The sequence below is a fragment of the Nonomuraea sp. NPDC050451 genome, from assembly GCF_044458585.1.
In genome coordinates this window covers 20,060-34,493 of record NZ_JBITHZ010000035.1, presented here as the reverse complement: position 1 = coordinate 34,493, position 14,434 = coordinate 20,060, and the positions used below count along the sequence as shown (strand labels likewise).

The 14,434-nt window shown below is 68.9% G+C and carries 10 protein-coding genes; 1 reads left to right on the top strand and 9 read right to left on the bottom strand.

What is annotated here, in order from left to right; genetic code table 11:
- Positions 1-2 precede the first annotated feature (2 nt).
- From ACIBI9_RS53565 to ACIBI9_RS53535, 7 genes are all read right to left on the bottom strand, one after another.
- Positions 3-797, bottom strand: a complete 795-nt coding sequence (locus ACIBI9_RS53565) for a GNAT family N-acetyltransferase (RefSeq protein WP_397235164.1) — start codon at positions 795-797, stop codon at positions 3-5.
- Positions 794-3,889 carry a serine hydrolase gene (locus ACIBI9_RS53560; protein WP_397235163.1) on the bottom strand — a complete coding sequence of 1,032 codons (3,096 nt, stop codon included), beginning with the start codon at positions 3,887-3,889 and terminating at the stop codon, positions 794-796. The genes ACIBI9_RS53565 and ACIBI9_RS53560 overlap by 4 nt, the downstream gene beginning before the upstream one ends.
- A 215-nt stretch (positions 3,890-4,104) precedes the next feature.
- Positions 4,105-4,905 carry an ABC transporter ATP-binding protein gene (locus ACIBI9_RS53555; protein ID WP_192791884.1) on the bottom strand — a complete coding sequence of 267 codons (801 nt, stop codon included), beginning with the start codon at positions 4,903-4,905 and terminating at the stop codon, positions 4,105-4,107.
- Positions 4,902-6,761 (bottom strand): dipeptide/oligopeptide/nickel ABC transporter permease/ATP-binding protein, encoded by a 1,860-nt coding sequence (locus ACIBI9_RS53550; RefSeq protein WP_397235162.1) that lies wholly within the window; start codon positions 6,759-6,761, stop codon positions 4,902-4,904. The genes ACIBI9_RS53555 and ACIBI9_RS53550 overlap by 4 nt, the downstream gene beginning before the upstream one ends.
- A gap of 14 nt (positions 6,762-6,775) precedes the next feature.
- On the bottom strand, positions 6,776-7,804 hold the full coding sequence (locus ACIBI9_RS53545) for an ABC transporter permease (RefSeq protein ID WP_319711848.1): 1,029 nt from the start codon (positions 7,802-7,804) through the stop codon (positions 6,776-6,778).
- Positions 7,801-9,354 carry an ABC transporter substrate-binding protein gene (locus tag ACIBI9_RS53540; RefSeq protein ID WP_397235161.1) on the bottom strand — a complete coding sequence of 518 codons (1,554 nt, stop codon included), beginning with the start codon at positions 9,352-9,354 and terminating at the stop codon, positions 7,801-7,803. Before ACIBI9_RS53540 ends, ACIBI9_RS53545 begins: the two co-directional genes overlap by 4 nt.
- A gap of 153 nt (positions 9,355-9,507) precedes the next feature.
- Positions 9,508-11,121 carry a PucR family transcriptional regulator gene (locus tag ACIBI9_RS53535; protein WP_397235160.1) on the bottom strand — a complete coding sequence of 538 codons (1,614 nt, stop codon included), beginning with the start codon at positions 11,119-11,121 and terminating at the stop codon, positions 9,508-9,510.
- Positions 11,122-11,235: 114 nt separating this feature from the next.
- Between ACIBI9_RS53535 and ACIBI9_RS53530 the strand changes: the two genes are divergently transcribed.
- On the top strand, positions 11,236-12,081 hold the full coding sequence (locus tag ACIBI9_RS53530) for a M55 family metallopeptidase (protein ID WP_397235159.1): 846 nt from the start codon (positions 11,236-11,238) through the stop codon (positions 12,079-12,081).
- Here the strand turns inward: ACIBI9_RS53530 and ACIBI9_RS53525 are convergent.
- Both ACIBI9_RS53525 and ACIBI9_RS53520 read right to left on the bottom strand, forming a co-directional pair.
- Positions 12,057-13,244: a M20 family metallopeptidase gene (locus ACIBI9_RS53525; RefSeq protein ID WP_397235158.1), complete on the bottom strand. Its 1,188-nt coding sequence runs from the start codon at positions 13,242-13,244 to the stop codon at positions 12,057-12,059. The genes ACIBI9_RS53530 and ACIBI9_RS53525 overlap by 25 nt on opposite strands.
- The gene (locus ACIBI9_RS53520) at positions 13,241-14,206 is read right to left on the bottom strand and encodes a serine hydrolase domain-containing protein (protein WP_397235157.1); all 966 of its coding nucleotides are present in this window, start codon (positions 14,204-14,206) and stop codon (positions 13,241-13,243) included. Before ACIBI9_RS53520 ends, ACIBI9_RS53525 begins: the two co-directional genes overlap by 4 nt.
- Positions 14,207-14,434: the final 228 nt, after the last annotated feature.

Below are 14,434 nucleotides of genomic sequence, written 5' to 3'. Positions count from 1 at the left end.
TCTCAGGTGCTCCTCGTGAGGCAGTAGTGACCCCGGCGGTCGAAATCGACGACGACCCAGCCTTCTTCCAGCAGCCCACCCAGCGCCCGTCGTAGCGCGAGCCGCCATGAGATCGCGAGCTCGGGTTCGTGGCGCCGTAGAGCCTCGATGTCCGAGGGGATCTCCACGACGCATCGGGTCAGCGACTCCGCCCGGCCGAGGTCGAGCCGGGGTCGCCGGTCCACGGACCTCAGCACGGCGGGGCCGTGCTTCTTCTCGGCTCGTGAGGGCGCCGTGGCCTGCCCGATGTGCCAGGCCACCATGATCCGGTCGCTGTGCTGGCCCTGGTTGAGCCCGTCACCCATCGGTCCGTAGAAGTCGGGCAGGTAGACCTCGACCTCACAGCCGAGCTTGTGGAGGTTGAAATACGCGTTCCGGGCCACCAGGGGGTCATAGGTCCACGTCACGCGAGTGACACCGCGGGCCAGGCACCAGTCGCGCTGGTGGTGCTTGAGGGCTCTGCCCCATCCTGTGCCCGCCGCGTCTGGTCGCACGCCGGCGATGTGGGAGTGCAGGGCATTCTCCCGGGGCGGGTAGAAGAACCCGACGCAGACCGCCATGAGCTCATGGCCGCGGAAACCACCGGCGACGTAGTTGCCCGCGTGCGCGAACGCCGTGAGGAGCTCCGGGCTGACATGCGACTGGGTGTTGTGGACCTTCCAGATCTGCGCCACGAGCTCGGAGGCGGCAGACATCTCCTCCGGGCGGTGAAGCAGCCGCAACTCCATGGAGGTCGAGCTCGGCGCCTGGGTCGTCATGAGCACTCCTGCCGCAGGAAGCGGCTTCCGTTGTAGACGCCGCCGGCGACGGGCCGGAACTGCTTCTCCCCCGCGAGCTCAGCGGTGGTGTAGGCGTAGACGCCCGGGATGTTCGAGGCATGCAGCGCGACGAACTCCGGCTCTGCTGCCGTGCCGTCGAGCAGCTGCCCATTCCGCTCCCACAGTGTCAGTCGAAGACCGTCCGCGTCGGGGGCCACCTCCGCGCGATAGCCGGCGCACTCCCAGGCGCCCTCCAGCGGTTCGGGCGGACGTGTCATGTCGGCCCGGACCCGGACCGGGGGCAGACTGCCGTCGATCGACGACGTGACGTCCGCGAACAGCTCGTAGAAGAGACCATCCGGTTGACCACCACTGGTCAGCAACGCCACCGCGTAGTTCGTACCGGGGATCAAGCGCAGGTATGAACGTTGGCCGATCGTGCCGCCGTCATGGCCGTATACGAAGGTTCCCCGCCAGTCCTCGAGGAACCAGCCCAGTCCCCAGCCTTGGACGGTGGCGACGCTCTGTCTCAGATCGACATGCTCGATGGTCATCAGGCGAGCGCTGCCGGCTGACAGCAGACGAACGCCTTCCCGGGTCACCCCTCCGCGCAGTGACATCTCCGCGAACGTCAGCAGGTCGCCGACGCTCGCCACGATCAGGCCCGCGGGTCCCATGGATCGGGTGATCGACCACTGGGGCACCGGGGCCGACTCGTCGCCGAAGCCGGCGTGGCCGGTCGCCGTGGCGAACCTGGGTGCGTCCTCGCTCAGGGTGATGGTGTGCCGCAGGCCCATCGGCTTGATCAAATAGTGGAGCAGCGCCTCGTCCCACGTCATGTCGCGGAGCACCTCGACGATGCGGCCCGCGACGACGAAGCCGGCATTGCAGTAGGAGAACCTCTCTCCGGGCGGGTGGATGTGGGAGACGGCGGCGAGGTGCTCCACGTACCGCGCGACGCAGTCGTCTCCCCTCCCGGTGTCGGTGAAGACGTCCCCGTCGATGCCGCTGGTGTGGTTGAGCAACGCCCGTACCGTCACCGAGGGCGACTCGTCGTCGGCCAGCCTGAAGTCCGGCAGGATTTCGCGCACGGGAGCGTCGAGATCGAGCAGCCCCTCGTCGACGAGCTGCATGACGAGCATCGTCGTCCAGACCTTCGTGATCGACCCGATCTGAAAGACGGCGTCGTCGATGACGGGTTCCCGGGTCGAGACGTTCAGGACCCCGGAGCTGACCGTGATGCGGTCGAAGACCGTTCCGCTCCGATCGAGCTGCACGATGCCGAGTTGCGCCCCGACGACTCCGTGCCGTTCTCGGAGGAGGTCCAGACGGCGGCGCCAGTAGTGCTCCCCACGTGGGGCCGGCGACAGCGCGGCCGGCCGTGCGGCGGCGCGGGTGTGCAGCTCGACCCATTCCACGACCCGGGCGTGGTAGTCGACGCGGTGATCGACCTCGCCGTCGGCGATGAAGAGGTGGCTGCCTCCTGGATAGACCACCAGGCGAGTCGGCACACCCTGGATCCGCAGTGCCGAGAACCACTGCTGCGCCTGTCCGATCGGGCAGGTGTTGTCGTTCTCGCCGTGCAGCACGAGCGTGGGTGTCTTCACCTGCTCGACGCGTGCGATCGGAGAGCTCTCGATGAGCCGGACCACGTCTGTCGGCGCGGCACCTGCGGTCGCCGAGGCGAAGAAGCCTTCCGGCAGCAGTCGCTGACCGGCGATGGAGGCGAAGTCGCAGATCAGGCCGCCGGCCACCGCGGCCGCGAACCGGTCGGTGTGGGCGGTGAGGGCACAGGTCGCGACGCCGCCGTAGCTATAGCCGGCGACAGCGAGTCGCTCGGGGTCGGCGATCCCCTCGGCGATCAACTGGTCGATCGGCTCGATGAAGTCCGCCAGATCAGCTCGTCCCCAGCCGCCGTCGACGGCTCGGTAGAACTCCTCGCCGTACCCGTCGGATCCACGGGGGTTGAGCGTGAGGACACGCCACCCGCGTGCGGCGAGGAGCTGTTGGTACAGATGGATCTCGTCGGCCACACCGGCCCAGGCGTTGTGCGGCCCACCGTGGATGTCGAGCAGGAGCGGAGCGGTTCCGGTCGTGTCCGGTGCCGCCATCAGCCACCCGTGGACGACGACGCCATCGCTGATCGTGAACTCTCGTGGCTCCGGTCGACAGAGCTGGACCCCGGGGAGGCTCTCTTCCATCAGCGAGGTGAGGACCTCGACTTCGCCGGTGGCGAGGTCGACGATCGCGACCTCGGCGAACGACTCAGGAGTGGTCAGGACGATCGCGGCACGGGGTGCCTCGGCGGCCACCGAGAGCGCGGAGACGACCTGATGCGGCTCCGCGACGATCGGCCTGCCCTCTCCGCCATCCGGACCGACCCCGTACAGATGGGTCCAGCCACGGTCACGCAGGCAGAAGACGATCTCGCTGCCGTCGTGGCTTTGCGCCGGGTGGCCACCTGGGTAGCCCGTCGCGCCCGGCAGCACATTGCGGTCCAGCCCAGCCGTGATGTCGGTGTCGGGCCTGCCGTCGCCGTACAGCCGGAGAAGCCGGGCATGACCTGCCACCATCGCGGGTGATCCCACGGCGAGCAGCGACGCGCCGTCGCGAGCCCACATGACCGGACCGGTCACTCCTGTGGCCTGTCCGAGCACCTGCACCGGAGCGAGCGGGTCGTCGACCTCGACCGCGTAGGCGCGGCGTTCGAGCTCGACGTCCGCGCGGTGGGCCATGGAGGCCGTGAATGCGAGGCGGTCGCCGTCGGGCGACCATGCCGGGCCGTCCGCGTCGTAGTCGCCGTCGGTGACCTGTCTGATCTGCCTGGATCCCAGGTCCATCACGAAGATCTGGCGGCGGACACTGCCGATCCAGCCGATCTCGTCCGCCTTCTGGTCGAGCGTGTCGATGACGATGGGCGCAGCGGCGTCGCCGGGCGCGCGGTTCACGGGTGCGGAGAACGCGACCCGGCGACCGTCCCGGCTGACGGCCGCGGCCCCGGCCCCCAGCGGCAGCTCGGTCAACCGCGTCGGCTCACCCATGTGCGGCAGGAGATGCAACTGCGGGAATCCGTCGACATCGCGCAGGAACATGATCCCCGTTGGGACGATGCGAGGTGCTCGATCCGTCGGCCCGTGGGTCAGCGGCTGTGGCTGAGAGTCGCGGGAAACCGCCCACAGCGAGGTCTCCGTGCGGTGGTCTGCCGCCTGGCGCCGCGTGAAGACCACCGTTCTTCCATCCGCCGTGATCGCAGTCTCGGGAACGGTGACGACCTGACGGACGTCATCGAGACTGAACAGGCGAGAGTTCATAGAGTGGTTCCTTTGCCGAAGAGAGGGGTGCCGATCCGGGGGACGGCACGGACCAGCTCACGTGTGTAGGGATGTTCGGGGTGGTCGATCACCTCGGTCGCCGATCCGACCTCGACGACCTGCCCGTCCTTCATGACCGCGACGTCGTCGCACAACTGCCTGACCACAGCGAGGTTGTGGCTGATGAAGAGAACCGTCAGATCGAGGTCCCGCTGGACGCGCATCAGCAGATTCAGCACGGTCCCCTGCACCGAGACGTCCAGCGCCGAAGTGATCTCGTCAGCGAGCAGCACCCGGGGCTCGGCGGCAAGCGCCCGCGCGATCGCGACGCGTTGACGTTGACCCCCCGACAACTGCATGGGCAGATCGCCGGCACGGGCCGGGTCGAGCTCGACCATCTCGAGAAGCGCGGCCACCTCGCCGCGCCGGTGAGCGCGATCGCGTCGCGCGGATCGTCCACGTACGGCAAGCGCCTCCTCGATCGAGGCGCCGATGGACATCCTCGGGTTCAGGCAGGAGTTGGCGTCCTGGAAAACCATTTGCACGGTGCGGCGAACGGACGCGGCACTCCCCCGGGCACCGACGACATCGGTGCCATCGACCAGGATGCGGCCCGTATGAGCCTCGTGCAGGCCGACGACGGCACGAGCCAGCGTCGACTTGCCCGAACCTGACTCGCCCACCAGCCCGACCGTCCGGCCGCTCGGCACGTGGAGACTCACCCCACGGACCGCCTGGTGGGCGGCGGGTCCGTGCCCGTACCTGACTCCCACGTTCTCGAAGGCGAGGTCGCTCACGCCGACCCCTCCCTTACGGCGTCGAGGGGAAACTCGGCATCCTCGGTGATCGTGGCGAACTCGGTGCCCGGGACGGCGTCCATGTGCGGCACCGCCGCCACCAGCGCCCGGGTGTAGGGATGCTCCGCGCGTCCGCTCGCGAGATCCTCGGTGCTCAGGCTCTCCACGATGGCTCCTCGGTACATGACCAGGACTCGCGTGCAGAATGACGAGACCAGCGAAATGTCGTGCGAGACGAACATGACGGCCGTCCCATGCTCACGGTTCACCCTCCGCAAGAGCGCCAAGACCTCCCGCTGCACCGTGACGTCGAGGGCCGTTGTCGGCTCGTCGGCTATGACCAGCGCCGGTTCGCCCATGAGCCCCATCGCGATCGTGGCTCGTTGCCGCATGCCACCCGAGAACTCGTGGGGATACTGGCGGGCGCGGCGAGCCGGGTCGGAGAGCCGTACCGCGGCAAGCCGGTCGACCGCACGCCGGCGTGCCTCGCGCCGGCTGAGGCCGCCGTGCAGCAGACCGACCTCCGCGACCTGCGTACCGACGTGAAGGGCGGGGTTGAGCGAGGTCGAGGGATCTTGGAAGACGAACGCCAGTCGCGTACCTAGCTGTTGGGCCAGCGACTTGGAACGCGGTCTGCCGGGCACCTTGCCCCTGACGACAAGTTCCGTGCCGTCGAACTGGACCGATGACGCCGTCACGTGAAGTGGCTCTTCCAGGAGTGACGCGACCGCCATGCAGGTCAGTGACTTCCCCGAGCCCGACTCACCGACGATGCCGACGATCTCCCCTCGATCGATGTCGAAGCTGACGCCACGAACCGGCGTCGCCCATCCATCCCCCCGGGGCGCCTCCACGCGCAGGCCGCGTACGCGGAGCACGGGGTCGGCCGCGACCTGCGGGACCGGTGATGCCGCCGTCGAGCCGGTGGTCTTCCGCTGCCGGCGGCGGCCGGAGGGCCGGTGCAGCCCGAATGCCCGGGCGAGCACCTCGCCGGCGAGCGCGAACGTCACGCCGGCGAACACGATGGCGGCGCCTAGCCCCAGAGACGGAGCGGGGTTCACGTAGATGGCTCCCATGCTCTCGTTGAGCATGCGGCCCCAGTCGTAGTCCGGCGCCTGTACGCCGAGGCCCAGGAAGGACAGCCCCGTCGCCGCGACCAGCGCGGTGCCGGCGCCGATGCTGGCGTTGACGATGAGCGGGTCTCGCACGTTGGGCAGGACGTGCCGTACCAGGATCCGCGCTCGGCTGACGCCGAGGATGCGAGCGGCGGCCACGAAGTCGCGCCCGGTCACCGACGCACCGAGGGTCTGAGTGAGCCGGGCGTAGGACGGCGCCATGGCCAGGCCGATCGCCAGTGTGACACTGGTGGCGCCCACACCGAGGGTGATCGACACGACGATGGCGAGCAGGAGAGCCGGAAAGGCGAGTGCCACGCCGATGGCGCTGTTGACCAACCGCCCCAGCCGCCGGGGCGCGATCGTCGGCAGCAGGCCGATGACCACACCGACGAACACGCCGAGGGCGGCCGACAGGACGGCGGTGACGATCGAGAGCCGGGTCGCGGTCAGCACCCGCGCGAGAACGTCCCGGCCACCCGCGTCGGTGCCGAGGAGGTGGTCCGCGCTGGGCTTCGCGGACAGTTGGGTCAGATCGGCCTGCCGCGCGGCCTCGCCCCACAGCACCGGTCCGAACACCGCGAAGAACGCGACCACCATCAGGGCGGCCAGCGCGCCGATGCCGAGGGGAGAACGCAGGACGGTCAGGAACCTGCGGCGAGACGAGACCGCCATGGGCATCGGCTCGCCCACCGCCGTCGCGGCGGCCGGCCCCGCCAGCGCGGAGTCGGGAGAGGACATGCTTGTCACCGCCATCACGTGTCTTTCAGCGCTGAACGCGGGTCAAGGCAGACCAGGACGATGTCGATCAAGAGGTTGGAAACGAGGACGATCAAGCCGTAGACGATGACGATCCCCTGCGCGAGCGGAAAGTCCTTGCTCCGCACCGCGTCCACGATCGTGAGCCCGAGTCCGGGCCACGAAAAGATGGTCTCGATCAGCACCGTGCCCGCGACGAGGGAGCCGAGCACGATTCCGGCGACGGTGAGCGAGGAGGTCACCAGGTTCGGCAGAGCGTGGCGGAAGTACAGGCGCCACCTCGACATGCGCTTCGCCCGCGCCGTCCGGATGTAGTCCTGCTCGAACACGGTGAGCGCCTCGACCCGGACGATCCTCGAGACGCCCGCGGCGACCGCGATCGACAGTGCCAGGACGGGCAGCACGTACGAGCTCGGATCGGTTCGGCCCGCCACGGGCAGCAGGTGGCTCTGAACGGCGAAGAAGTACACCAGAGCGACTCCCATGAGGAACTCGGGGATGACGGCGAACAGGCCGCTCGCCGAGGTGTAGGCCAGGTCGACGGTGGGTCTGCGGCCGCCTCGGGTGAGCGCGGCGACGACGATGCCGAGCGGGATCGACACCAGGAGCACCAGCGCCAGCGACAGGAACGCGAGTTCCAGGGTCGCCGGCAGGCGCTGCTCGATGATCGTGGTCACCGGCAGGTGAAGGGAGAAAGAGTCTCCGAGATCCCACGTGAGCAGCCCCTTCCAGAAGTTCAGGTACTGCGTCCACAGCGGGTCGTTCAGTCCCAGGCTTTCGCGTTGTGCCTCCACGACCGCGGCCGTCGCGTTGATTCCGAGGGCATTGCGGACCGGGTCTCCTGGGATCAGCCGGACCATCAGGAAGACGACGGTCACCAGGGTGACCACCGAATACGCGAGCCGCACCAGCCGCCGCACGATGAAGGCCCCCAGTCGCCCACCTCTGCCCCGGAACGTTCCGGTCGCGGAATCCGGTCCCGCCCCGGTTCCCGTCAGCAGGGTGACGGTCGGTTCCGTGGTCACTTCAGCACGCGGATCGCGGAGCCGCCGATGGGCAGGTAGAGCGCCGTCGCGCCATTGAAGTACATCTTGTACGGCGTGACGGACACCGGTATGAGGTCAGCGCTTGTCATCAAGGTCTTCTCCGCCTCGGCCCAGGCCTTGCAGGCATCGTCACCGGTCCGGCCGGCGGCCGCGGCGACGCTGCGGTTGTAGTCCTTGTTGTCGATGGAGGCGAAGTTCGTCCCCGCAGGGGCGGCAGGTCCGGAGAGGTACTGCGGGAAGATGGCCGGTGTGCCCGTCTGGAGGTTGAGCCCCAGCGATGCCGTCCAGCCCGACGGGTCTTTGGCCGCGAAGGTCCGGCTGATGACGTAGTTCTCGTCACCACCGTCGAGTTTCACGGCGGCGCCGGCGCTCTCCCACTGCTTCGCGACGTATTCCGCGGCGGCGCTGCCCGTGTCCGTGGAGTTGTCGTAGACAAGTGTGATGTCGACCGGCTTGCCCACCGCGCGCAGGGCCTGGCCGGCGGCGTTCGGGTCGTGGGAAGGCAGGTTGCCCTGGACGGTGTCGTAGGCGCACCGGCTCGGGTTTTCGGAGAGCAGCGATTTCGCCCGTTCGCCCTTGCCGCCGGTCAGAATCTTCGTGAGGGTGTCGAGGTCGACCGCCTGGGTCAGTGCGCGCCGTACGGCGGCCCCAGCGGTCGGGAGACCTTGATGGTGGTTGTAGACGATCATTCCGGACATGGCCGGCGTCGGCTGCGACTTGAGAGCGGCGAGGCGTTCCTCGTCCTTGCCGCTCACTACGGCCGCGTTGAGCTGACCGGACAGCAGCAGGTTCGCTCTGGTCGACGGGCTCGGCACGATCTTGGTCGTCACGGTCTTCGGCATCCCCGGCGTGTTCGAGGTGCTGTTCTTGGGGCCCCACGTGTAGCCCTCTCGGCGGGTCATCGTGATCGAGTCTCCGGCCACGACGCGATCGATGGCGAACGGGCCGGTGCCGTCGCTCCCCGCGGAGAGGCTCTTGGGATCCTTCAGGCCGCGCTCGCACACCAGCTGCTGCGCGCCGATGTCGTACAGCATGAAGGGCCGCGGCTTGGAGGTGGTGACGGTGAGAACGTTCCCCTTCGCGCTCGCCTTGGCATCTGCCGGCACGACGGATTCCAGGCGCGGCGACTTGTTGGCGGGGTCGACGATCCAGTTGAGGTTGTCAGCGGCGGTCTGCGCGGTGAACGGCGTGCCGTCGGCGCAGGTGATGGCGTCGTTCAGGGTGTAGGTGACCTTGGTCGGGCTTTCTGTCCAGCTCTTCGCCAGGAAGGGCGCGGGCTCGGCCGTCTCGGGGTCGAGGAAGATCAGCGTGTCGTAGGAGTACATTCCGACGATCTGCGCGTTGACGAGGTTGGTGACGAGCGGATTCAGGTCGCCTGGGTCGGAGTCGATCGCGAACGCGAACGTGCCGTCCGTCGCGAAGCCCGCCTGGCCCCCGTCCGAGCCCGAGCCCGAGCCCGAGCCGCCGCAAGCCGCAAGAGCCGGCAGAGCGATGAGGAGGGCTGCGAAAGCAGCGGCGCGTCGATTCATGGCAGGCCCGCCTTAAGGTCCGAGTCGGGGTGTGACGTCGAACACCAAGACTCACCCGCCTGGTCGGAGAGGCGCATCGTACGTCCGCCTGATCTGCGTGCACGGACCTTGGACGATCGACCAACCCGGGACCGGCTGATGCGGTCCCGGTCGCTACGCGGGTGGCCGCGGCGATCGCCGACCGCGGCCGAGGCGGAGTTGCAGCATCAGAGCGAATCGTTCGTCGGGGTCGGCCAGATCCACGCCGCCGATCGTCTCGATCCGGCCGAGCCGGTATCGGAACGTGTTCTTGTGCACGTGGACGGCTCGTGCCGCGGCGGCGACGTCCCCGAAGTGCTCGAGCCAGCTCTGGAGTGTCGGCACCAGCTGGGTGTCGTGTTCGGTGTCGTAGTCCTCCAGGTCGGCGAGCGGGCCGGTCAGTTCGATGCGGTCGGCTGCCATCAGGTCGCCGAGGCGGAGCAGGAGGAACTCGATCGCCACGTCCGCCAGTGACGCGACCCGTCTGCCCGCGCGCGGATTGGAGCTCAGCACCCGCATCGCGGCATCGGCATCGCGCCGGGATGAGCCGAGTTCGCTGACGTCCTCGACGATGCCGCCGAGTCCGGCGCAGAACCCGGTGGTGGTGTCCAGACGGGCGATGAACTCGGCGGCCAGGTCCTTCATGGCGGCCAGCGCCGGGGCGGCCGCGGCACGCACGGGGACGACGGCGTAGACCGCGCCACCGAGTTGGGCGACGATGGCCCGCGGATAGGTGGGCCTGAGGTGCGTCCGAAATGCGGAGGCCGTTCGCTGGATGTCGGCCGCCGTGCGGACCTCGTCGTCGGACTGCAGCGGCCCCAGGACCAGGACGCATGCCGGCGACGAACCGAAGGCCAGCTGCTGCGCGGCTTCGCGCGCGCCGGTCCCTCCCTCAAGGAGCATGGACAGCAGGGCCACTCCGAGTCGTTGGGAGGCATCGGCGCTGACGCGGGCACGCAGCATCTCGAGCGCGATCACCCGTGCAGCCTCGATCATGGCGGCCTCCCGCTCGGGGGTGAGCGGCCCTGCCACGGCGGCCCAGATGGAGCCGAGAAGCTCATTGCCCGCCTGGACCCTCATCGCCGCCCGAGGACGGGTGCCGGGGGCGGGGTTCTGCATGAACACCGGTCGCTCCGAGGCGTACACGCGGCGGAACATGCCCTGTTCTCTCTGGTATTCGCTGTAGATCTGCGGCACCTGGAGGCCGAGGATCGTCAGGCGGCGCGGCTCGTCGGCGCCGGCCTGGTCAGCCGAGAAGGCGACCACCCGCGACGACAGATCCTCGATCGTGACCGGGGCGTCGAGGAGAGCCGACAGCGAGTTCGCCAGGGCGAACAGGTCTCGGTCCGCATCGCCGCCGACAGCGGGCGCCCCATCGGCACCGAGATGCAGAGCGCCGCTCAGCAACGTCGCCACCTGGATCCACGATGCGCCCTGCACCAGGCCGAAGACGGACACCTTGCCGCGCTCCGCCTCGCGGGCGACCTCCTCGTCGACGGCCAGCGGCTCCCGGACCACGAGGGCCGTGGCCCCGGCTTCGCCCAGCGCTCTGACCAGGGTGACCAAGCTGTCGTCAGCCGCCACGCCGACGCCCAGCACCACTGCGTCCGGCGGGACGTCGGGTTGGTCCAGAGGATCGTGAATGATGACGGTCGTCACGGCACGAGCCGGCTGACGTGGCCCCGCCTTGATGGTCAGCAGCGTCGAGCCGAGCCGCTCGACCACCCGCCCCAGGTCTGCTCCATGCATTGTGTGATCGTACATCTATGTCCGATTTGATTCGGTCGATCGACCCAGTGTTGACGCGAAAGCCTCGACAACAATGGGAGTGACGCGTGGCACCGATGAAGGAGAAGCTCAGCGATGAAGGCGTACATCTCCGTCGACATGGAGGGCGTCGCCGGCATCGCGACCCTCGACCAGATCGTGCGCGGCGGGTACGGCTACCCCCGGGCCCAGGAGCTCATGACCGAGGAGGCCAATGCCGCGATCGCGGGCGCCTTCGACGGCGGAGCGACGAGCGTGCTCGTGAACGACTCCCACGGAACGATGGACAACCTGATCCACGAGCGCCTCGACCCGAGGGCACGGCTGGTCTTCGGGCAGCCCAAGGCCCAGTGCATGGCCGAGGGCCTGACCGAGGACTGCGCCGTGGCGCTCTTCGTGGGCTACCACGCGCCGGCCGGCACGCCCGGGCTCTTGGCGCACACCTTCTCCGCCTACTTCGGTGAAGTCAGAGTCAACGGATCACCGGTCTCAGAGGCCGAGGTCAATGCCCTGTACGCGGCATCCCTCGGTGTCCCGGTGGGCCTGGTCACCGGGGATGACGTCATCGGCGCGATCGCGACCGAGATCTTCCCTGAGGCCACGATCGTGACCGTGAAGAAGACACACGGATTCTCGGCCACGGACTCCGTCGCGCCGAGCGTGGCGAGGGACCTGGTGCGGGAAGGGGCCGCCGATGCCGTGGCCCGCGCGTCGGCACTGAGCTGTCCGCCGCCGCCCCCGTCGTTCGAGGTCGAGGTCGACCTGCCCTCGCCGGTGGCCGCCGAGCTCGCCGCCTGCATCCCCGGCTGCTCCCGGACGGCCGACCGGACGGTGTCGACAGTCCTCACGGCGTCGGCGGATCTCCTCGGATTCATCACAGTCCTGTACGAACTCGCGGCGAGCAGCGAGCGCGCGCGTCAGGTGATCTCCGCCCGCCGTTGAGGCCCGGCGCTCCTACCTGTGAGTTCTTCGATGAGGGTGGTGAGCAGTCGCGTACGCGGGAGGATCCACGCGATCTCCGCGTGCTCGTCGCGGGCGTGGGCGCCGCCGCCGACGGCACCGAGCCCGTCCAGGGTGGGCACTCCCATACCCGCGGTGAAGTTCCCGTCCGATGCGCCGCCGACCGTCATCTCCTCCAGCGGAGGATGGCCGAGGCGGCGTGCGATTCGTTGTGCCTGGCTGAACAGCGCCGCCGCCGCGCTCCGTTCCATGGGCGGCCGGTTGATTCCGCCCCGCACCCGGATCTCCGCCGGGACGAGAACCGGCGTGACCTCGCGGATCGCCCGGTCCACGCGGTGCTGCTCCTCGGCGGTGCCGGCCCGGACGTCGACAGCCACAGAGGCCGTCGCGGGCACGGTGTTGGGCGTCGTGCCCGCGCTCATCACCGTCGGGGTGACGGTCGTACCGGCCGCCGGGTCAGCGAGCTGGGCGATCGCCAGCACCACCTCGGCGATCGCGATGGTCGCGTTCACGCCCTTCTCCGGATCGAGACCGCTGTGCGCGGCACGACCGAGCACTTCGATCCGGTAGAGGGACACGCCTTTGCGCCCCGTCTTCAGTGCGCCGCCCGGGCCGGCCGCCTCCAGCACGAGGGCTGCCCGGCAGCGGCCTGCTTCCTGCTCGATCAGTGCCCGTGATGTCGTGGACCCCAGCTCCTCATCGCCCGTGATGAGAAGGGTCACCTGGTCGAGGACGCCGGTGCCGCGGCATCGCCGCAGCCACGCGAGAGCGTGGATCGCCTGGACGAGGCCGAGTTTCATGTCGAAGCAGCCCGGGCCACTGACGACGCCGGCAGTTTCGGTGTAGGGCAGCTCGTCCAACGTGCCGAGCGGCCAGACGGTGTCGTGGTGCCCGAGGAGCATGACCATTGGATCGGCCCCGCGCAGCAGGACATGGTCGACTCCGTCGACGCACAGGATCTCTGGCCGACGCCCCAAGCGCTCATGAACCAAGTCCGCGACCACCCGCGCGGAGCGGCCGACCGCGTCCAGGTCCGTCGACGGCGACTCGGTACGAACGAGTCTGCTCAGATCCTCGAGGAGGAGCGACAGGTTCCCGGACGCCTCCGGCCCGGTGGAATCCTCGGGTGTCGGCTTTTTCCTCATGAGCCAGCAGCGTTCGCGAGCCGGGTGCGCAGGAACGCGGCGAGCAGGTCCGCGGAGTGGTCGTCGAGGTTGGTGAGGACGACGACGGTCGTCGCGGTCGCCGGATCGTGGCCGGCGAACGATTGGAATCCGGGCAGTTCGCCGTTGTGGCCCCACATGCCGTCGAAGTTCGCGATGCCGAGGCCGTAGGTGATGGTGCTGTCGGGCACCGGGTGGGTGCGCATGCGTTCACGCCGGGTCTGCTCCTGGAGGAGGTCGCCGCGCACCGATGCCTCGATGAGCAGTCTCAAGTCGCCCACGGTGGACACCGCGTTACCGGCGGTCCACGCCCAGGACGGGTTGATGCGCGTCGCGTCGACGAGTTCGCCGTCCCGGCGGTGGTACCCACGCAGCCGAGGATCCGGCAGGGCGGCGGCGTCGTGCGTCAGCGGCGGGAGCTCGGTCTCCCTCATGCCGAGGGGGTCGAAGACCAGCCGGCGCGCGACGTCCTCGACTCGTGCGCCGGTTACGTGCTCGATGAGCATTCCCAGCATGATGTAGCCGGCGTTGCAGTACGCCCAGGAGGTGCCGGGCTCGAACTGCTGCGGGTTCCGCAGGGCGACTTTGAGCAGCTCGGAGGGAGTCCAGAGCCGGTCGGGCTCGAGGAGCAGACCGGCGACGAACTCCTCCGAGGTGTAGTCGGGCAGGCCCGAGGTCATGTCGAGGAGACGGCGAACGGTGACTCCTCGCGGGATCTGCGGCTCTGCCAGATGGACCTGTATCTCATCGTCCAAGGAGAGGTCTCCGGCTTCCGCCAGGCGTAGGACGATCAGCGCCACGATGGTCTTCGTGAGGCTCCCGATCCTCATGTGGCTGCCGGCGGTGAGCCGCACCCCGGTGGCCAGATCGCAGACGCCGAGCGCACGGGTCCAACTGCCGTACGACGGACCGCTCACGTGGACGACGGCACCCGGGATGCCCAATCGCCGGCGCTCTCCGTCCAAGGCGCCGAGCAGGTCTGGAGTCGAGGACGCATACGCATCCGATGCATTCTCAGGCAAGCGGAATCCTCACTCGTGGGTGTTATGCCGACCTTCGCATCATTGTCCTCACCAGGTATCGGCGCATTGTGCCGAAGGCCGGAAGCGGCGCGAATCCCTCGTGCGATCGACCGAATGCCCGGGAGAGAGCTCTGACTACTGTGAGGCCCA